Raw genomic sequence first — 18,626 nt, forward strand, 5'->3', positions numbered from 1 at the left:
GCAAAGGCTGCATCCTTGTGCCTTTTGCTTTTATTTATTCTTCCACTGGATGTCGATACCATGAAAATCCTCGGCCGCTTTTTCCTTAGCCTGGCTGGGAATCATGAATTCAAATTCCATAATAACTTCAAGATCATCGTCAAAATAGAACAGCATGGTTTCTTCTCCATCATAATCGCATATGGTCAACGCATGAACGTCATGCTCTACAAAATATTCATCCTTGACTTTTTGGGGTTCTAGAAACTCAAAGTAATGCAGGACTTTTGCGCCTTTGAAATAGTCGAAATCCTCTAGATATAATTGATCTGCCATGTTGCAAAAATACGTTTTAAGCGTTTAATAAAGATAAAGCCAGTCGAGTGTGACTGGCTTGTGATACTTTATAGGTCATTGTTTCGCTTTCGCGAAAGCGAAACAAATCATCATTAAAATTTTAAATGGATCTATCTGGATCAAATCCTTCCAACAGTTGAGCCACTCGTTGCACGAACTGACCGCCCAAGGCGCCATTTACAACACGATGGTCATAACTGTGCGATAAGAACATCTTCATACGTATCCCGATAAAATCACCTGATGGTGTCTCTACTACTGCAGGTACTTTCCTAATGGCACCCAACGCGAGGATCGCGACCTGTGGCTGATTGATAATAGGAGTTCCCATAATCGATCCAAAGGTTCCCACGTTGGTAACCGTATAAGTACCTCCTTGAGTATCGTCTGGTTTCAATTTCCCATCACGAGCTCTTGTTGCGAGATCGTTTACGGCTTTGGCCATTCCAACAAGATTCAGCTGGTCTGCATTCTTGATGACTGGTACGATCAAATTGCCGTCTGGCAATGCCGCAGCCATACCTAGATTGATGTTTTTGCGCTTGATGATCTTATCTCCATCCAGAGAAATGTTGATCATTGGGAATTCCTTGATGGCCTGCGCCACGGCTTCCATAAAAATAGGTGTAAACGTAAGGTTCTCACCTTCGCGCTTTTGGAACGCTTCTTTATGTTTCTTTCTCCAGTTCCAGATGTTTGTGACATCACACTCAATGAAACTTTGCACATGGGCGCTAGTTTGCACAGACGCTACCATGTGATGAGAAATCATTTTACCCATGCGGCTCATCTCGATGATCTCGTCTTCACCATTGACGGATATAGGCGCAGCCTTAGGAGCTTGTTTAGGTGCTGCACTGTGACTTGCTGGTGCGGCTGGACTTTTAGGAGCAGTAGAAGTTTGCTTGATTTTACCACTTTTTCTATCATCAACAAATTTGAGAATGTCATTTTTCGTCACTCGTCCATCTTTACCGGTGCCGGCAATGGATTCAAGCTCTTCCATGGAAATATTTTCTTCTTTCGCAATGTTTTTTACAAGTGGTGAGTAGAAGGATTCACTTGAAGAGTAATCATTCTTACCAGCGGTTTCCATTCCTTTATCGACTTGGGCTTTGGCAGTTTTTGTGGCCTCTTGAGCGTATCCTGCTGGAGCGCCATTTTCTACTGTAACCTCGTCTATCTCGCTACTTTCATCGCTAGCCTCTGATTCTTCTCCATCTGTTTCAATGATGGCGATAGTTTGTCCTACTTGAACCACGTCATCGACTTCAAAAAGAATTTCAACCAGTTTACCATCCACTTCACTGGGAACTTCACTGTCCACTTTATCTGTGGCGATTTCCAGAACAGGTTCGTCCATTTCAATGGCATCTCCTACATTCTTGAGCCATGAGGTAATGGTAGCTTCTGCTACGGATTCTCCCATTTTGGGCAATTTCAATTCAAATCGAGCCATATCTTGAAAACTTGGTTGCTTTAATATTTTGCAAAAGTACTAATAATACCCAACTGATTATGAATATCGCATTGTGATAGGAAATATTTAAGATATCAATCGTAATACCTCAAAAATCTTCCTTAATCCTTAAAGTATTCTCACCTCACCACGTTCTGTACTGGTATCACTGCCCGCATAAGCGGTTCTATTCCAAGTCAAGAATCGATATTGACCTTGATTATTTGAGGTTGAGGCTAATGTTTCTACCAGCTTGTCTAGTTCTAATGAGCCTAAATCGAAGACATATTTAGAGTTGCTTGTGCCTTCTTGAATAAATTCTTTGAAGGAAATGGATCGTGAGGCCCAATCTGGTTGATACGCAGCATCATTGGTAACACAAACAGTAGGTAATTTCTTTGCGATAAATTCTACATCTGTATCATGACTTTTAAAGAATCTGGTCATATACCGCAAAAGGCCGGTCAACCATTTTCCCTTAGGATAGTGTTTTTCATAGTAAAGATGCATGGCTCCATAAAATCGCTCAAAATACTTAGCATCCTTTATCGTGCTTTCTCCTTTGAAATGTATAGCCGTCTGTGATCCCAAATAATAATTTTGAAGCCCATCTTTAATCGCGGTAAAACTTAGGTCGATATCTTCTCCATACATAAAATAGCGCTCATCCAGACCTCCCAAACGATTGTAAACTTCTCGTTTCCCCATCAGGAAAGCGCCTACAAGCACTTCAGTCGGGCCGTCTTGATTCTGTTCCAGTCGCTGATCGTAGTAGCTCCCAGAAAAACCTAGGATCTTTTTTAAAATTCCACTTCGGGTAGGAACGCGACGCTTACTTTCTGGTAAATAGGTTCCTTTTCCATCAATAAGTTGGATTCCTAGAAAGCCTATTTGAGAGTTCGCTTTCGTACCTCGGATACGCTCGGTATGAACTTCTTCATCGCTTTGCTCAAGGAAAGCGGTTTCCCCATCAACCTCCAGCGCCTTACTTTGAAAGAAGTTCAGGCAATTTGCAAATACCTTTTCACCAACAATCGCATCTGGGTTGACGAGACATATGTGCGTGCCTCTTGCTTGTTCTACTGCGACATTGTTCCCTTTAGCAAATCCATAATTATCATCCAACCGAATCACCTTTACCTGAGGAAATGCCTTGAGAAGTCGCTCTACACTATCATCTGTAGAGTCATTGTCTGCAACAATGACCTCTGCATGGAGATTTTCTGTCGCTCGCAGGACACTAGCAACGCATAGTTCCAGAAAAACCCGTGCATTGTAATTCAATATGATGACAGAAAGGTCCATTCTAATTTTTCAATGAATTCTCATATGGAACTCTATGCAGGATACTGCGTCCCAACGTGACCTCGTCTGCAAATTCCAACTCATCTCCTACCGCAATACCACGAGCAATCGTTGACGTATTGATCTGTAAACCGTCCAGTTGTTTAAATATGTAGAAGTTTGTGGTATCGCCTTCTATCGTAGGACTTAGGGCAAAAATAATTTCTTTCACGCCATCTTCTTTAACGCGTCTTACCAATGAGCCAACTTTCAAATCCTGCGGCCCAACACCATCCATCGGGCTGATTTTACCACCCAAAACATGATACAATCCACGATACTGGCTGGTGTTTTCAATCGCCATCACGTCACGAATATCTTCTACCACACAAACAATGGTCTCGTCACGGCTGTTGCTGGCGCAAATCTCACAAAGATCTGTATCACTTACATTGTGGCATTTTTTACAAAACTGTAGATCATGGCGCATCTTAAGTAAGGCATCTGACAACAAGTCTGTATTTTGCTCTGGTTGTCGCATAAGATGTAATACTAGTCTTAATGCGGTACGCTTGCCTATTCCAGGTAACTGAGAAACCTGATTTACGGCTTCTTCCAGGATTTTTGAGGAGAAATTCATGTCCTACAAATATACACACTCGCGCAAGTTTCTAATAGAAGGCGATTACCAATAGACGCTAGAATAATATTAATTTAGCCACAAAACCAAAACATTGACTTCTACCCAAATTTTAATCACTATCGCCGTTTATTTTGCGGTTCTCGTTGGGATTTCATTTATCGTGGGCCGCAAGAGCGACAGCGCCACTTTTTTTAGAGGTAATCGTAGCTCGCCCTGGTACATCGTAGCATTTGGAATGATAGGTGCCTCATTGAGCGGCGTGACCTTTATCTCTGTACCTGGTGCCGTTGAAGCTGGCGCGATGAATTATTTTCAGGTCGTCCTCGGGTATATCGTGGGCTATGCAGTGATTGGCCTGATTTTAATGCCATTGTACTATCGCATGAATCTCACCTCCATATACAGTTACCTAGGTGATCGTTATGGAAGTGCCGCGCAATACACAGGCAGTAGCTTTTTCCTCTTGTCGCGCATTGTAGGTGCCAGCTTTAGATTGTATCTAGTGGCTGGTGTTTTGCAAACTTTCGTATTTGACCAGATGGACATAGCATTCTGGCAGACCGTGACCTTTACCGTTTTATTGATTTGGCTATACACTTTTAAATCAGGAATCAAGACCATTGTCTGGACAGATACGTTGCAAACCCTTTTTATGCTCATTGCTTTGGGAGCCGCGATATATTTTATATCTGATAGTTTGGATTTGGGCGGTTTTAGTGGTGTCGTGAATTTTGTCAATGACAGCGACCTGTCTCAAATCTTCTTTTGGGACGATTGGAAAAGCGATCAGTATTTTGTCAAGCAATTCCTTGCAGGTGCGTTTATAGCTATCGTGATGACTGGGCTGGACCAAGACATGATGCAAAAAAACCTAACCTGTCGCAGCCTTAAGGATGCTCAAAAGAACATTTTCTGGTTCACACTTGTTTTGACAGCAGTCAACTTTGTTTTTCTGGCACTAGGCGTGCTGCTTACCGCTTTCGCGAAAGCGGAATCCATAACAGCCACAAAGGACGATTTATTTCCTGCGATTGCCATTAACGGTGGCCTGGGAATAGGTATGGGATTGGTATTTCTACTGGGACTGATCGCCGCGGCTTATTCCAGTGCAGACAGCGCACTGACCTCGCTCACCACATCATTTTCGGTAGATATCGTAAAAATCGAAAGTAGATTCACAGAGCAGCGCCAGCAATTGCTGCGCAAATTGTTTCACATCGGGTTTTCTGTCATTTTGATATTGGTGATCGTGAGTTTTGAATATGTCATCAAGGACGCGAGTGTGATCAACAAATTGTTTGTGTTTGCAGGATATACCTATGGACCGCTGTTGGGATTATTTGGGTTTGGGATATTGACCAAAAGAAATGTTTACCACAAAATCATTCCGTTTATTGCGATTGCATCGCCATTTCTCACCTACCTTATCAGTTATCTATCATCCACGTATGGTGGCTTTGAGTTTGGTTTCTTTGTGTTGCTGTTGAATGGTGCCGTAACCTTTATAGGCTTGATGGTGGCTAGTTTGTTTCGTTCTCACACTAACGCTGAGCCACTTGCTGCTCATTCTTAAGGTATGAGGTATGAGGTATGAGGTATGAGGTATGAGGTATGAGGTAAATTTCAAAAATTATAATTACCCATGAAATTTCACACGACAAGATAAAAGCCGATTGCTAAAATAAATTCACTCGTATCCAGCCTTTATGCTAGATTTCCCGTCTTAGTATAGGTAGCTTGCCACACTCGAGCAAATTTAGAATTGGTAATTTTTTTCTTTTCCATCACTTCTTCTTCAATTTAGAATCAGCAAAATCTAGAAGGATTTCAAAACCCCAAAACAGATAAAGAGGCACACAAAGGATCAGCGGTAAGTAAAGGAAATTCAAAGTCCAACCGTTGACAAATTCAACACCTAGAGATAAGTTGCCAAAATAGGCTAGCCCTGCAGCCACTAAAGCAATTACAGTAAAGTAGAGTGTCTTGCGTTGCTCTCTGTTTTTATTTTGCTTTTTGATTTTAATTCTAATATTGCTTGGTACTCAACATCACCAGCGTACAAGCGACCTCAACTTCAATGTCGTTGTTCTCTAGCATCTGGTAAAACTCTGGATTTTCGGTGCCAGGATTAAAAATGACACGGCTGGGTTTCAAGCTTAAAATATAATCGTAGTAAGGCACCTGACGCTGCGGATTCAAATAAAGGGTTACTGTATCGATGTCTGTAAAAGGCACCAGCTCTGTATGGATTTTGACGTCATCTACAATTCCAGACCGTAAGCCTATAGCTACCGTATCATTATTGAATTTTCTCAACCGGTAAATGGCAACATTTGAATAACGTTGTTCCTTAAGCGATGCTCCCAACACCAGTGTTTTCTTTGACATAATTTTAATGATCTTACTGTAACAATTGCGTTTATGACTCGTCTATTATGTGAAGGTAGTGATTATCCTTTATTGATTTATTTGATAAGTAAGTAGGCATGCGTCTGATTAACCTTACCTCATGTTAATAACCAAATAACTCATAATTAATGGTTAGTGTTATTATTTGGTTACTAGAAATCCCGAGCTTGCAGGCTCGGGATTTTGTTTTTTAAACGTAATGCTCGTGGAGTATTTTACCACTTTATAACGGCACTACCCCAAGTAAATCCACTACCAAAGGCGGCCAATACAACCGTATCACCTTCTTTAATTTTACCTTCTTCCCAGGCTTCAGTAAGCGCGATAGGAATAGATGCTGCCGTGGTATTACCGTATTTCTGGATGTTGTTATATACCTGGTCGTCGCTCAATTCGAATTTCTTCTGGATAAATTGAGAGATGCGCAAATTCGCCTGGTGCGGTATCAGCATATCAATGTCGCTCACTTGAAGGTTGTTTGTTTTTAAACCTTCCATGATCACTTCACTAAAACGTACCACGGCATTTTTAAAAACAAACTGTCCGTTCATGTATGGATAATATGGAATATCCTCTTGCGGATCGTCTTCAATAATTTGAGGCACCCAGTATTCTGTTGATGGGCCTTTTAGTGAAAGTTCCAACGCATGCTTTCCTTCACTATGAAGGTGCGTGGATAGAATACCATGGCCTCCTTTGTCTGATCTGGTCAAGATCGCTGCTCCAGCACCATCACCAAAAATTACACTCACACTTCTACCACGTGTGGTAAAGTCCAGACCACCACTATGGTTCTCTGATCCTATTACTAGAACATTCTTGTACATTCCAGTCTTGATGAATTGATCTGCAACAGATAGCCCGTAGATAAAACCACTACACTGGTTACGCACGTCCAGCGCTGGACACGTGTGGATATCCAACAATTCTTGTACTTGAACACCACAACCAGGAAAGTAATAATCTGGAGAAAGTGTGGCAAAAACAATCAGGTCTACATCATCCTTAGAAATACCAGCTCTTTCCAGGGCAATTTTGGCCGCTTTCACGCCCATGGTTGCCGTACTGTTGTCGTCACCTTTCTGGATATAGCGACGTTCCTTGATACCGGTGCGCTCTTGAATCCACGCGTCGTTGGTATCCATTATGCTCGCTAGATCATCGTTAGTGACGACATTTTCTGGAACATACTTGCCCATTCCGGCAATTCTTGAAGTGTACATATTGTATTTTTGAATGTCTGGCAAGATACGCCTAGACCCATCATTGCCCTAGAAAACCACTTTATTTTAGTATGCATGCATAACAAGTCCAGCTCACTTATTGAACTCGAGATTCCAGATGCTCAAGTGTTCTATGATGAAGGATTTTTCGCTTTCGCGAAAGCGAAACAACTGTTCCACAACTTGCAAGAACAAACGCCATGGCGACAAAATAAGATTACCGTTTTTGGCAAGACCTATGACGAGCCACGACTCACGCAACTCTATGGTGACGATCAAATGGAATATAGTTATAGCGGCATTACCTTCAAAGCGCTGGAATGGTCGCCATTACTGCAATCAATCAAAGAAGATGTTGAAGCTGCAACCGGTCATAAATTCAATATTTGCCTGGTCAACCTATACAGAACCGGTGCAGATTCCAACGGCTGGCATGCCGATAATGAACCAGAACTGGGCAAGAATCCGGTGATCGCATCTGTAAGTTTAGGACAGGAACGCTTCTTTCACCTGCGCCACAATGAGAATAAAGAATGGAGGTACAAATTCCCGCTCAAAAATGGTAGCCTGCTACTCATGGCCAGTGCGACCCAACACACTTACAAACACCAGATTGCGAAAACCAAACGCGAAATCCAACCACGTATTAACCTGACCTTTAGAAAAGTCGTAGATCCTAGTGTTTAAATTTGTAGTGTAATCCAACGGCAGCTGCCACGACTACAACATTATGGCCAGAGCAAAAGAACTTATAGCAGACCTAGACGAACGTTCCATCGACCGTATCATTGAGATGGCGTGGGAAGACCGCACACCTTTTAGCGCGATAGAATTCCAATTTGGCGTCACTGAAGCAGAAGTGATTAAGATCATGCGCGACCAGATGAAGCCCAGTAGCTTTAGAATGTGGCGCGCCAGAGTTCAGGACAGACCTACTAAACATGTAGCACTGCGCGATCCAGAAATGGACCGATTTAAATGTAGCCGCCAGCGCCATATTACACATAATAAGATTTCTAAGAGGTAGGTAGTTTTCTATAGCTTGTCCTCTTTTATCTTTCTATTCACATTACATTTATACATTGGCATAGGCATTGCTTTAAGTGATGCATCGTCATCTGTTTTTTAAATACTTACCAATGAATAAATTAATTCTACTGTTGTTATTTCCATTTTTTGCCTTGGCGCAAAATGCCTTTAAAATGGACAAGCAGGAAACGACCACCGATCCATCTGTCGTTGACATCAATGAATTCATAAAAGGTACACTCTGGACTCCTGAAGGTGCAGATCAAGTTCCATTAGTCATCCTATTTACGGGTAGTGGTCCCAATGATCGCAACGGGAACAGCATGATGACCCGCAATGATTCTCACAAGCAATTGGCTAAAGTCCTATTAGAAAATGGAATCGCTACTTATCGCTATGACAAGCGTAGCTTTACACTAGTTAAAGAAAGAAAACCTACAGACGACATCAGCTTTGACGATTTTGTAACTGACGCTCAAACAGTCGTGACTCATTTTGCTAATGACGAGAGATTTTCTAAGATCATTCTGGCCGGCCACAGTCAAGGATCTCTAATAGCCTTACTATCCATAGATAAAAATGTAGATGGCTTTATATCGCTTGCTGGTGCGGCAGATCCTATTGATCAAATCATAGTCCAGCAAATTGCGGCCCAAGCGCCTGGACTGGACAAAGAAGCAGCAGCTGTTTTTGCTCAGATGAAAACCCAAGACAGCGTGGTCACTAAAGTCAATCCGTACCTCATGTCTGTAGTTGGTCCTGGCATACAACCTTTTATGAAATCCTGGATGGCCTATCATCCTACTGAGCTCATCAAAGATCTTACCGTACCAACCTTGATCCTAAATGGAACTAGAGATCGTCAAGTTAGCATCGATCAAGCTGAAAAACTTCATAATGCTTTACCAAATTCTAAACTGGTTATTATTGAAGGAATGGACCATCTTTTTAAAAAGGTAGGTGACGATGATATTGAGGCCGCCAAGAGCTATACAGATCCCAGTTTCCCATTGCACCCAGAACTGGTTGAGGAGATCTTAGCTTTTGTCAAGCAATAATGTTTTAAAGAGTTCGCTTTCCTGTCTGCCGACAGGCAGGCGCGAAAGCGTGCCCCATTACAATTTCTACCTACTTATAGCTGGCTAAAATCGTATTTTTCCGGTTTAAGCAGATTTTTATGAATTTTCAGGAAGCATTAGTGGACACATCACCCATCATTACACAAGACACGATCGTGTTTGGATTATTGATGGCGGCGCTGGGTTTTGTATTCTACACCTCATCAAAAACAACCGGATTTTGGCAAAAGTTCTACAAGGTAGTTCCTGCCCTATTGATGTGTTATTTGATACCGTCCATATTGAGTTCTACTGGTTTGATTGCCTCAGAATGGAAAACCATTGAGGACGGCCAGCTGGCTGAAAACAGTTCCTCATTGTATTTCATGGCTTCTCGTTATCTGTTGCCCGCAGCACTGGTGTTGATGACCCTAAGTATTGACCTAAAAGCGGTTTTCAATTTAGGTCCCAAAGCGTTGATCATGTTTCTGACAGGAACTGTTGGGATCATCATAGGTGGTCCTATCGCCATATTGATCGTATCTACCTTTAGCCCAGAAACAGTTGGCGGTGCTGGACCAGATGCCGTCTGGCGTGGATTGAGCACCATTGCTGGTAGCTGGATAGGTGGTGGCGCTAATCAAGCTGCGATGCTGGAAGTCTATCAATTCAACGATGATCTTTATGGCGGCATGGTGCTCGTTGATATTGTAGTCGCTAACATCTGGATGGCGGTTCTTTTATTAGGAATAGGCTATGCTGCAAAATTTGATAAATGGACTGGCGCTGACGTGAAATCCATTGAAACACTCAAGAAAAAAATCACGGACTATTCGTTAAGCGTCAAACGCGAGGCAACTCTAACCGACATAATGGTGATGTTGGGTCTAAGTTTCGGAGCTGTGAGTTTGGCACATTTTGGAGGCAATTATTTATCGGCCTGGATGGAAGGCATCGGTTCCATAAGTAAGAATATTTATTTAAGCTTTTTAACGAGCCAATTCTTTTGGTTGATTTCCATTGCGACGATCATCGGTATCATTTTATCCTATACACCCGTAAAGAAATATGAAGGTACGGGCGCATCCAGAATAGGTAGCATTTTTATCTACATATTGGTTGCCACCATCGGTGTCAAAATGGATCTAAGGCAGATTTTGGAAAACCCTTGGTTGATCTTGGTAGGCTTGATATGGATTTCCATCCATGCGGGATTGCTCATACTTGTCGCAAAACTGACCAAATCACCGTACTTCTTTATGGCCGTAGGTAGCCAGGCCAATGTTGGTGGCGCTGCGAGCGCACCGGTCGTCGCTGCAGAATTTCATCCATCGCTCACCACCGTAGGTGTATTGCTGGCGGTTTTTGGTTATGTGGTGGGAACCGTTGGCGCCATACTTTGTACTATTTTAATGCAAATAGCCGCACCTGCATAAATTTTAAAAGTTTGCTGCATATTTGCAGCCCTAATTGAAAAGCATGAGATCTACCCTAATTCTATTTGTTTCCATTTTGATGTTGAGCTCATGTGAGCCAGAAACCCAAAATAACTTTGCCGTTCAAGGAACCATTAAAGGTTTGAAGGTAGGCACCATAGCACTGCAAAAGGTTCAAGATTCTACATTAATTACCTTAGACAGCGTTGTTCTAGATGGCCAAAGCGATTATAGGCTTACCTACAATCTTGAAGAACCAGAGCTTTTATACTTATATCTTGATGTAAAGGACGGTTCCAAATACGACGACCGCATCGCCTTTTTTGCAGAGGACACCATCATGACTATCAATTCCAATCTCAAGAACTATGAAAAGGATGCTGTCATTTCAGGATCCAAAAATCAGGAATTGCTGGAAGCCTTTAAGGCAAACACCTCAAAACTGGATCTGGTCTATACAGATTTGATGAGACGTAGCATGGAGTTGAGCAAAGTAGAAGATCCTGCAACCGCAGACATTGAGGCATTGAACACAGAATACGACAAGTATCTTAGAAAACGTATTTTATATGCGCTTAACTATGCCAGCGTTCACAAGGAAAATGAAGTGGCACCCTTTATTTTATTGCAAGAAGGCTTTGATGCCAACCCTAAATTGCTGGACAGCATCTATATGATGATGCCAAAAAAAATTCAGACAAGTCTTTATGGAAAAGACCTGTCTGAAATGATTCAGAAAGCAAAGCTTAATTAGAGTTTATTCACTCGTTCAATAAGCTTTTTACCTTCAGTTTCTAAGTCTGCACGTACTTGCTTCAAATGTGCAGCTCTGTTTTCTACTTTCTTGTCATTGACTCTCGCGATCAATTCGTCAAATGTCTCGATGCTGTCGTCAACGATCTTTTCAGCTTCAGCTTCATTCTTTTCAGGATTTACTGCCTGTGAAATAAGCGCCGCTTCAATAATATCTCCTAGAACATAATTGATGTCCTGCTTGAGGTCTCTTATACTTGCCATGGGTTTTCAAATTTGATGCAAAAATACGCAATTATTGCGCTATACAGACACTACCAATAATTTGCCCTCGCCATGTGGAACAACGCTAATGTCTTCTACAGCAGCAGGTATCAAATAAGTTTGTGCAAATTCAAATCCATAGGTTTTTCCAGCATGAACCAGCTCGCAGGACGCACCTACATTCATAAGAATCGTGAAGCTGGAACCTGTCGACAGCTCAATGAGACACGCTTCTTTAAATCGAAGGATATCCGTTTTAAAATATATTGTTTTGACTAACTGTTGACGGTCGTATTGATCCTCGTCATAGTGCAATTGATAGTCGCTGGCCTTACTATAATCTGCAGCGGCGATCGCTTCTTGAACATGCAACTCGCGCTGGTTACCATGGGCGTCTTCACGACCATAATCGTGGACGCGGTAAGTGATGTCGCTGCTTTGCTGTATTTCGGCTAGCGTGATTCCTGCGCCTATGGCATGTACAAAACCTGGTTTGATTACAAAAGACTCGCCTGGTGTGACGTGATGCTTGTTCAATAAATTGGGCAGTTGGTTGGATGTTATCGCTTTCGCGAAAGCGAACTCATCACTAGCTTCTTTAAAACCCAACGTAAGTTGTGCCTCTGGACTGGCATCCATGATGTACCACATCTCTGTCTTGCCAAAGCTGTCGTGTTTATTTTGTGCCAGTTGATCATCTGGATGCAGCTGGATGGATAGGTCCTGCGCGGTATCGATGTATTTGATCAATAAAGGAAACCTAGAGCCGAATCTTTCAAAAACAGGTTTACCTAAAAGTTCGCTTCCATGACGCCCAAGTAATTCTTTGATTGAAGTGCCGGCAAGTACTCCATTCTTAACGATGGAAATAGTATTGTCTACATCGCTTATTTCCCAGCTTTCGCCTAGGTTTGAAATAGCAGGATCAATGGATTTGAGCTCATTAAGCTTACTGCCGCCCCATATTTTTTCCTTATAGATGGGCTCAAATATAAGCGGGTACCATTCCATCATTCACCTTTGTAAACCACAAAATTGCGTGGTGTCTCATACAATTTTACTTCTAGATCGTACTTAGGATCCAACTGCTCTTTTATTTTGTTGTAGATAACGTACGCGATATTTTCTGCCGTAGGATTCAAATTTTTGAACTCTGCAACTTGCTCGTTGAGATTTTTGTGATCTAGAGCATCCTCTACGTGTTCCTTAATGATGTCCTTGAGAATTTTTAAATCTATCAAAAAACCAGTTTCAGGATCTACAGTTCCGCTCACACCAACTTCAAGATCGTAGTTATGACCGTGATAATGTGGGTTGCTGCATTTACCAAAAACCTCTAGGTTTTTCTGATCATCCCAATCCTTGCGGTATAAGCGGTGCGCGGCATTGAAATGTGCTTTTCTATAGGCGGTAATTCTCATGAGATGTGATTATAATATTGATCAAAGATGATCTTGAACCACTCGGTATAGATCTCAGGTTGTTGCTCCATATCAGCCTTAATGTCACTAGCAGTCATCCATTTCCAGTCAGCCACTTCATGTGGGTTTAGATTGGGTTCATCATTAAATGTACCTACCATGACATGATCAAGTTCATGTTCTGTCAATCCATTATCAAAGGGTGCAATGTAGATAAAATGGAAAAGCTCCTTGAGCTCTGTAGTAAAGCCCATTTCTTCCATCAAGCGACGTTTACCAGCAGCAATGTTTGATTCTCCTTCACGCTGGTGACTACAACATGTGTTGGTCCACAATCCTGGTGAGTGATACTTTTCATGTGCTCGCTGCTGGAGCATGATTTCGTTGTGGTCATTCACGACAAAAACAGAAAATGCCCTATGCAATAAAGCCTTTTCATGCGCCTCTATCTTTTCCATGAGCCCTATTTGCTCATCCTTTTCATTAACGAGTATAACTTTTTCTTCCAATGTTTTTCTTTCAGTCTCAAAAATACGAAAGGATCAACTACCAATATGTATCACTTTCCTACCATGTTGTCGAAATTTTGATTGCTCTTTACAAGATCGTGCTTTAAACGTATTTTTGCAGACGATTAAATTATCTATGAAATTCAAAGATCAAATTGCCCGAAGAAGGACCTTCGGTATCATATCTCACCCAGATGCGGGAAAGACCACGCTTACTGAAAAGCTACTTCTATACGGTGGCGCCATTCAAGAAGCTGGAGCCGTAAAGTCCAACAAAATTAAAAAAGGTGCTGCCAGTGACTTTATGGAGATTGAGAGACAGCGTGGGATTTCTGTTGCTACATCGGTCCTTGCCTTTGAATACGACAACAAAAAAATCAATATTCTAGACACGCCAGGTCACAAAGACTTTGCTGAAGATACCTTTAGAACCTTGACAGCTGTGGATAGTGTAATTGTCGTTATCGATGTGGCAAAAGGTGTTGAGGAACAAACAGAAAAACTAGTGGAAGTTTGTCGCATGCGCAACATTCCCATTATTGTTTTTATCAATAAAATGGATCGTGAAGGTAAGGATGCGTTTGATCTCATGGATGAGATTGAGCAAAAGCTTCATTTGAGAGTAACACCTTTGAGTTTCCCGATAGGGATGGGTTATGACTTGAAAGGGATTTACAACATTGGTAAGAAAAATGTCAACCTATTCACGGGAGATTCTGTCAAACAACGCAAAAACCTTATTTCCATCAATGATCTTACAGATCCTAAACTGGATGAACTCGTAGGCAGTAGAGCCGCCGAAACCTTGCGGGAAGAAATTGAACTTGTAGAAGGAATCTATCCTGACTACGATCGTCAGGAATATCTTGATGGTAAATTACAACCTATCTTTTTTGGAAGTGCGTTGCATAATTTTGGCGTGAAAGAATTGCTTGATGGGTTTATAGATATTGCGCCTTCACCAAGGCCTAAAAAAGCAGAAGAAAGAATCGTACAGCCAGACGAGAAAGAGTTCAGCGGATTTGTTTTTAAGATTCATGCTAACATGGATCCTAGACACAGAGACCGACTTGCCTTTGTAAAAGTTGTAAGTGGAGTTTTTGAACGTAATACTGCCTACAAACATGTACGGCTCGATAAAAATTTGAAGTTCTCCAGCCCTAACGCCTTTTTTGCTGAAAAAAAGGAAATTGTTGATGAGTCCTTTCCTGGTGATATCGTTGGTTTGCACGACACCGGTAATTTTAAAATAGGTGACACGCTCACGGCTGGCGAGGATCTGCATTATAAAGGAATCCCATCCTTTTCTCCTGAACATTTTAGATACATCAACAATGCAGACCCTATGAAGTCCAAACAACTGGCCAAAGGTGTGGACCAGCTTATGGATGAAGGCGTTGCCCAATTGTTTACTCTAGAACTGAATGGTCGCAAAGTTATAGGAACCGTAGGTGCACTACAGTTTGAGGTCATTCAGTACCGTTTGGAACATGAATATGGCGCCACGTGTTCCTATGAGAATTTGAATGTCCACAAGGCGTGTTGGGTGGACACTGCAGATAAAAACTCAGCTGAATTCAAGGATTTCAAGAGAGTGAAGGCTAAGTTCTTAGCTCATGACAAACGTGGTCAACTCGTGTTTTTTGCAGATTCTGCTTTCTCGTTGCAAATGACGCAACAAAAATACCCAAGCATTAAATTCCACTTTGTATCAGAGTTCGATAGTATTGCAGAATAGTAACTTGTAGAATAAGTAAAAAAGGCTCCAAATGGAAGCCTTTTCTATTTAATAAACATCTTGAAGATCACTATTCACATTCTGTATAGTTTTCCAATCCAGAAACTATGAATTCAGATCTACGGTTTAATTGGTGCTCGGCTGGAGTACATTTAACACCATTAGAACATCTGTTTACCAGCTGTCGTTCTCCAAAACCTTTGGCTGTGATTCTGTTGGCATCAATTCCTTTTTCTATTAACCAGCTTCTGGTGCTTTGAGCTCTACGCTCTGATAAGGCATCATTGTAGGCATCGTTTGCACGGCTATCTGTGTGTGAACGAATCTCGATTTTGGTTTGTGGATACAATTCTAGGAAAGCTTGAATTTTTGCAAGCTCTGCCGCAGCATCACTTCTAATGTTTGATTTGTCAAAGTCAAAATAGATTTGTTCGATATCAAGAATCTTAGCAAGATCATCACACTCCAGTACTGGAATCTTAGAATTAGAAAGCTCTAACGGTATGTCTATAAAGTCACTTGTCGCTGGAGTTGTAAATAGCTCTTCATCTGGAGTGTAGTCTTCCTTAGCACCTCTAACAAAGTATTGTTTATCACATTCCAGTTTAAATACATATTTACCATTAGCTCTTGTGGTAATTTGGTCTATTTGATTGTTATTGGAATCCATGATACTTACCACGGCTCCTTCTATAGGTTCATCCGTTTGAGCATCTGTTACCGTACCTGTTAGCAAAATCTCGCACATGTTACGCAGCTGCTCTGTTTGCTTGAAGCGGTAAATATCATCATCTCCCATTCCACCTGGACGATTTGAACTAAAATAACCTAAGTTGGTATCGTCATCTACGATAAAGCTAAAATCGTCATATGGTGTATTGATAGGCTTACCTATATTAATGACTTCGCTCATTGTACCGTCTGCGTTGATGGTACTTGCAAAAACATCTAGTCCTCCAAGACCTTGATGACCTGTACTCGCAAAATACAAGACATTGTTCTTGCTTACAAAAGGAAAGGTTTCTCTACCATTAGTATTGATACCTTCAACGTTTCTAGGTTCGCTTAAGGATCCGTCTAAAGCTACATCTGCGACCCAAATATCAGATCTTGTAAATTCTTCATCTGGATCATAACCTATACTTCCTGGCATATCACTAACAAAGAATAATTTCTTCCCATCAGGCGTTAATGCTGGATGTGCTGTACTATATTCATCACTGTTGAAGCTAACCTCGACTGGTGTTGTCCAGTTATTTCCTTTGCGGGTAGATTTGAAAATCTTAAGCTTAGTTAGACCGTCTACATCTTGTCTTAGTCTTCCTTTTTCAGAATTGTTCCTGGTAAAATATACGGTCTCACCATCAGTTGTAAATCCTGGAGTACTCTCGTGCCACTTTGTGTTTAATGTAGAGCTTAAACTACGGGCGTTATCCAACTTTCCATCACTATCAGCATCTGCAGTGTAGAGTTGAAGAAATGCTTGCTCATTCCATTCATGTACTCTTTTAATGAAAGATCCAGTATCTCTTGCGGTTGCAAAAGCTACTTGGTTTTGATCATCATAAAATGAAGGTCCAAAGTCTGCCGTAAAAGAATTGATCTCTCTAGCGTTTTGAACTTCAAATCTGCCAGATTGAAAATCTATGATTTGAAGGTAATCTGGTTGCTTGGAATAATTATCTGCTCTACTATCATAACCCTTGAAGGTATTGAACTTAGCCATCAAGACATCTGCCTCATCATACCTTCTCACTGACTTGAGCGCCTGTGCATATCTAAAGTAATATTCTGGCTTTATGTTATCGCTGTAATTTTCAAAAAGCTGGTTGTACCAGTTATAGCTTTCCTGCAAGTCATCATTGAAATAGTAAGTATCTCCTAGCTTAGCCAGAATCTCTGGACTTGAGTAACCGTTTTTTACAATTCTCAAGTACAATTCCTGAGCATCTATAAAAGCGAGGTTTGCAAAGTCCTTACTTGCCTTCTCTACTTTGCGTTCTTGAGCTACACCAGTGGTAGCGACTAGCGCTAGTAAAACAATAAATAATTTTTTCATCATAGTTTCTACATACTATTATTAGAAGAATCGTGGTGTGATCAATTTGCTGTAACGGTTGAACAGTTCAAATCTAATAAAGAGTTCGTAACTACCATCGTTATATGTTGAATTTCCCAATTCAGTAGTTTCCCTATCATACGCAAAGCCTATCATAGTTTGATCACTTATTTGAAACCCAACAAGACCTGTGACGGCAGCACTCCATCTATAAGCTGCTCCCAACGTTAATTTCTCATTGATTAAAAAGTTCGCCGTGACATCAACTTGTAGGGGTGAACCCGCAACAGCTTTGACAAGTGTTGTAGGTTTGAACTTAATGTTGTCATTAAGATCAAAGACGTATCCAGCGGTTGCAAAATAGTGAATTCGTTCGGTAGCAATAGCAGTTGAACTGTTATTATTGTTGGACGGGTCAAAATGTTCGGTCTTTAACAAGTTAGGTGTACTTAATCCCACATAAAACTTATCCGTATGATAATAAGCACCAACACCTACCGTAGGCGATAACCTATTGTCGATATTGTTTTGCAACAAGATATCAGGATCCAACGCATTCAATCTTTGAAAATCCACATTGAGGACATGTGCTCCACCTTTTAAACCTAGACTCAAATTACCGTCATAGCTCACTGGTATCGTGTAGCTAAAATCTGCTGCAAAATAAGTCTCATCTGTAGGTCCCAAAGCATCATTTACAACACTTAGCCCTAAACCTACGCGGCTATTCTGTATAGGTGAATGGATGGATATGCTTTGTGTCCTGGGCGCTCCATCCAGGCCTACCCATTGACTGCGGTGTAATCCCACGATACTGGTAACACCACGGTTACCGGCATAAGCTGGATTCACAACAAGCGGATTATACATGTACTGACTGTATTGTGGATCTTGTTGAGCTGTTACCGCTTTCGCGAAAGCGAAAACAATCAAACCTATTAACAATTTCTTCATCTTGTATGTTTTAAAATTAATCGGGCGCTTTGGGATTTGCGCCCGATTCAT

General features: G+C 41.4%; 19 protein-coding genes. 7 read left to right on the forward strand and 12 right to left on the reverse strand.

Going from position 1 to position 18,626, the window contains the following annotated elements:
* Window positions 1–30: 30 nt before the first annotated feature.
* The 4 genes from AAU57_RS14350 to recR all read right to left on the reverse strand — a co-directional run bounded on the left by AAU57_RS14350 (window position 31) and on the right by recR (window position 3,719).
* Entirely contained in the window at window positions 31–315 is a 285-nt protein-coding gene (locus AAU57_RS14350; protein ID WP_055413576.1) for a hypothetical protein, read from the reverse strand.
* A 121-nt stretch (window positions 316–436) separates the two neighbouring features.
* Window positions 437–1,795, reverse strand: coding sequence for a dihydrolipoamide acetyltransferase family protein (locus AAU57_RS14355; protein WP_055413577.1), 1,359 nt, complete (start codon window positions 1,793–1,795; stop codon window positions 437–439).
* 129 nt (window positions 1,796–1,924) lie between these two features.
* A complete protein-coding gene (locus AAU57_RS14360; RefSeq protein ID WP_055413578.1) occupies window positions 1,925–3,100 on the reverse strand; it encodes a glycosyltransferase family 2 protein in 1,176 nt (391 codons plus the stop codon).
* A gap of 1 nt (window position 3,101) precedes the next feature.
* Window positions 3,102–3,719 (reverse strand): recombination mediator RecR, encoded by a 618-nt coding sequence (gene recR, locus AAU57_RS14365; protein WP_055413579.1) that lies wholly within the window; start codon window positions 3,717–3,719, stop codon window positions 3,102–3,104.
* Window positions 3,720–3,813: 94 nt separating this feature from the next.
* Between recR and AAU57_RS14370 the strand changes: the two genes are divergently transcribed.
* The gene (locus AAU57_RS14370) at window positions 3,814–5,295 is read left to right on the forward strand and encodes a sodium:solute symporter (protein WP_055413580.1); all 1,482 of its coding nucleotides are present in this window, start codon (window positions 3,814–3,816) and stop codon (window positions 5,293–5,295) included.
* A 452-nt stretch (window positions 5,296–5,747) separates the two neighbouring features.
* Here AAU57_RS14370 and AAU57_RS14375 read toward each other — a convergent pair whose 3' ends face one another.
* Both AAU57_RS14375 and AAU57_RS14380 read right to left on the reverse strand, forming a co-directional pair.
* Window positions 5,748–6,110, reverse strand: coding sequence for a CoA-binding protein (locus tag AAU57_RS14375; RefSeq protein ID WP_055413581.1), 363 nt, complete (start codon window positions 6,108–6,110; stop codon window positions 5,748–5,750).
* Between the two features lie 236 nt (window positions 6,111–6,346).
* On the reverse strand, window positions 6,347–7,354 hold the full coding sequence (locus tag AAU57_RS14380; RefSeq protein WP_055413582.1) for a 3-oxoacyl-ACP synthase III family protein: 1,008 nt from the start codon (window positions 7,352–7,354) through the stop codon (window positions 6,347–6,349).
* Between the two features lie 9 nt (window positions 7,355–7,363).
* Here AAU57_RS14380 and AAU57_RS14385 point away from each other — a divergent pair, with 9 nt between their 5' ends.
* The 5 genes from AAU57_RS14385 to AAU57_RS14405 all read left to right on the forward strand — a co-directional run bounded on the left by AAU57_RS14385 (window position 7,364) and on the right by AAU57_RS14405 (window position 11,631).
* Window positions 7,364–8,041 (forward strand): alpha-ketoglutarate-dependent dioxygenase AlkB family protein, encoded by a 678-nt coding sequence (locus tag AAU57_RS14385; protein ID WP_231717832.1) that lies wholly within the window; start codon window positions 7,364–7,366, stop codon window positions 8,039–8,041.
* Window positions 8,042–8,084: 43 nt separating this feature from the next.
* Window positions 8,085–8,381 carry a TIGR03643 family protein gene (locus tag AAU57_RS14390; RefSeq protein ID WP_055413584.1) on the forward strand — a complete coding sequence of 99 codons (297 nt, stop codon included), beginning with the start codon at window positions 8,085–8,087 and terminating at the stop codon, window positions 8,379–8,381.
* Window positions 8,382–8,493: 112 nt separating this feature from the next.
* Window positions 8,494–9,441 carry an alpha/beta hydrolase gene (locus AAU57_RS14395; RefSeq protein WP_055413585.1) on the forward strand — a complete coding sequence of 316 codons (948 nt, stop codon included), beginning with the start codon at window positions 8,494–8,496 and terminating at the stop codon, window positions 9,439–9,441.
* A gap of 119 nt (window positions 9,442–9,560) precedes the next feature.
* On the forward strand, window positions 9,561–10,877 hold the full coding sequence (locus AAU57_RS14400; RefSeq protein WP_055413586.1) for a DUF819 domain-containing protein: 1,317 nt from the start codon (window positions 9,561–9,563) through the stop codon (window positions 10,875–10,877).
* A gap of 43 nt (window positions 10,878–10,920) precedes the next feature.
* On the forward strand, window positions 10,921–11,631 hold the full coding sequence (locus tag AAU57_RS14405) for a DUF4369 domain-containing protein (RefSeq protein ID WP_055413587.1): 711 nt from the start codon (window positions 10,921–10,923) through the stop codon (window positions 11,629–11,631).
* Here the strand turns inward: AAU57_RS14405 and AAU57_RS14410 are convergent.
* The 4 genes from AAU57_RS14410 to idi are packed head-to-tail and all read right to left on the reverse strand — an operon-like array spanning window position 11,628 to window position 13,824.
* Window positions 11,628–11,894 carry a hypothetical protein gene (locus AAU57_RS14410; RefSeq protein ID WP_055413588.1) on the reverse strand — a complete coding sequence of 89 codons (267 nt, stop codon included), beginning with the start codon at window positions 11,892–11,894 and terminating at the stop codon, window positions 11,628–11,630. The genes AAU57_RS14405 and AAU57_RS14410 overlap by 4 nt on opposite strands.
* A gap of 39 nt (window positions 11,895–11,933) precedes the next feature.
* Window positions 11,934–12,908, reverse strand: coding sequence for a type I phosphomannose isomerase catalytic subunit (locus AAU57_RS14415; protein WP_082438644.1), 975 nt, complete (start codon window positions 12,906–12,908; stop codon window positions 11,934–11,936).
* Window positions 12,905–13,315 carry a 6-pyruvoyl trahydropterin synthase family protein gene (locus AAU57_RS14420; protein WP_055413590.1) on the reverse strand — a complete coding sequence of 137 codons (411 nt, stop codon included), beginning with the start codon at window positions 13,313–13,315 and terminating at the stop codon, window positions 12,905–12,907. Before AAU57_RS14420 ends, AAU57_RS14415 begins: the two co-directional genes overlap by 4 nt.
* Window positions 13,312–13,824: an isopentenyl-diphosphate Delta-isomerase gene (gene idi / locus AAU57_RS14425; protein WP_082438645.1), complete on the reverse strand. Its 513-nt coding sequence runs from the start codon at window positions 13,822–13,824 to the stop codon at window positions 13,312–13,314. The genes AAU57_RS14420 and idi overlap by 4 nt, the downstream gene beginning before the upstream one ends.
* A 136-nt stretch (window positions 13,825–13,960) precedes the next feature.
* On the opposite strand from idi, the gene AAU57_RS14430 reads away from it, so the two are divergent.
* Entirely contained in the window at window positions 13,961–15,562 is a 1,602-nt protein-coding gene (locus AAU57_RS14430) for a peptide chain release factor 3 (RefSeq protein ID WP_055413591.1), read from the forward strand.
* Window positions 15,563–15,632: 70 nt separating this feature from the next.
* On the opposite strand, the gene AAU57_RS14435 is transcribed toward AAU57_RS14430, so the two are convergent.
* Window positions 15,633–17,624 (reverse strand): OmpA family protein, encoded by a 1,992-nt coding sequence (locus AAU57_RS14435; protein WP_055413592.1) that lies wholly within the window; start codon window positions 17,622–17,624, stop codon window positions 15,633–15,635.
* Window positions 17,625–17,642: 18 nt separating this feature from the next.
* Entirely contained in the window at window positions 17,643–18,575 is a 933-nt protein-coding gene (locus AAU57_RS14440; RefSeq protein ID WP_082438646.1) for a type IX secretion system membrane protein PorP/SprF, read from the reverse strand.
* Between the last annotated feature and the right edge of the window lie 51 nt (window positions 18,576–18,626).

Source organism: Nonlabens sp. YIK11 (assembly GCF_001413925.1).
Lineage (GTDB): Bacteria > Bacteroidota > Bacteroidia > Flavobacteriales > Flavobacteriaceae > Nonlabens.

Bases quoted from the DNA above. Each gene is read 5' to 3' on its own strand.
- AAU57_RS14350 (WP_055413576.1), bottom strand. From the start codon at position 315: ATGGCAGATCAATTATATCTAGAGGATTTCGACTATTTCAAAGGCGCA.
- AAU57_RS14355 (WP_055413577.1), bottom strand. From the start codon at position 1,795: ATGGCTCGATTTGAATTGAAATTGCCCAAAATGGGAGAATCCGTAGCA.
- AAU57_RS14360 (WP_055413578.1), bottom strand. From the start codon at position 3,100: ATGGACCTTTCTGTCATCATATTGAATTACAATGCACGGGTTTTTCTG.
- recR (WP_055413579.1), bottom strand. From the start codon at position 3,719: ATGAATTTCTCCTCAAAAATCCTGGAAGAAGCCGTAAATCAGGTTTCT.
- AAU57_RS14375 (WP_055413581.1), bottom strand. From the start codon at position 6,110: ATGTCAAAGAAAACACTGGTGTTGGGAGCATCGCTTAAGGAACAACGT.
- AAU57_RS14380 (WP_055413582.1), bottom strand. From the start codon at position 7,354: ATGTACACTTCAAGAATTGCCGGAATGGGCAAGTATGTTCCAGAAAAT.
- AAU57_RS14390 (WP_055413584.1), top strand. From the start codon at position 8,085: ATGGCCAGAGCAAAAGAACTTATAGCAGACCTAGACGAACGTTCCATC.
- AAU57_RS14395 (WP_055413585.1), top strand. From the start codon at position 8,494: ATGAATAAATTAATTCTACTGTTGTTATTTCCATTTTTTGCCTTGGCG.
- AAU57_RS14400 (WP_055413586.1), top strand. From the start codon at position 9,561: ATGAATTTTCAGGAAGCATTAGTGGACACATCACCCATCATTACACAA.
- AAU57_RS14405 (WP_055413587.1), top strand. From the start codon at position 10,921: ATGAGATCTACCCTAATTCTATTTGTTTCCATTTTGATGTTGAGCTCA.
- AAU57_RS14410 (WP_055413588.1), bottom strand. From the start codon at position 11,894: ATGGCAAGTATAAGAGACCTCAAGCAGGACATCAATTATGTTCTAGGA.
- AAU57_RS14415 (WP_082438644.1), bottom strand. From the start codon at position 12,908: ATGATGGAATGGTACCCGCTTATATTTGAGCCCATCTATAAGGAAAAA.
- AAU57_RS14420 (WP_055413590.1), bottom strand. From the start codon at position 13,315: ATGAGAATTACCGCCTATAGAAAAGCACATTTCAATGCCGCGCACCGC.
- AAU57_RS14430 (WP_055413591.1), top strand. From the start codon at position 13,961: ATGAAATTCAAAGATCAAATTGCCCGAAGAAGGACCTTCGGTATCATA.
- AAU57_RS14435 (WP_055413592.1), bottom strand. From the start codon at position 17,624: ATGATGAAAAAATTATTTATTGTTTTACTAGCGCTAGTCGCTACCACT.
- AAU57_RS14440 (WP_082438646.1), bottom strand. From the start codon at position 18,575: ATGAAGAAATTGTTAATAGGTTTGATTGTTTTCGCTTTCGCGAAAGCG.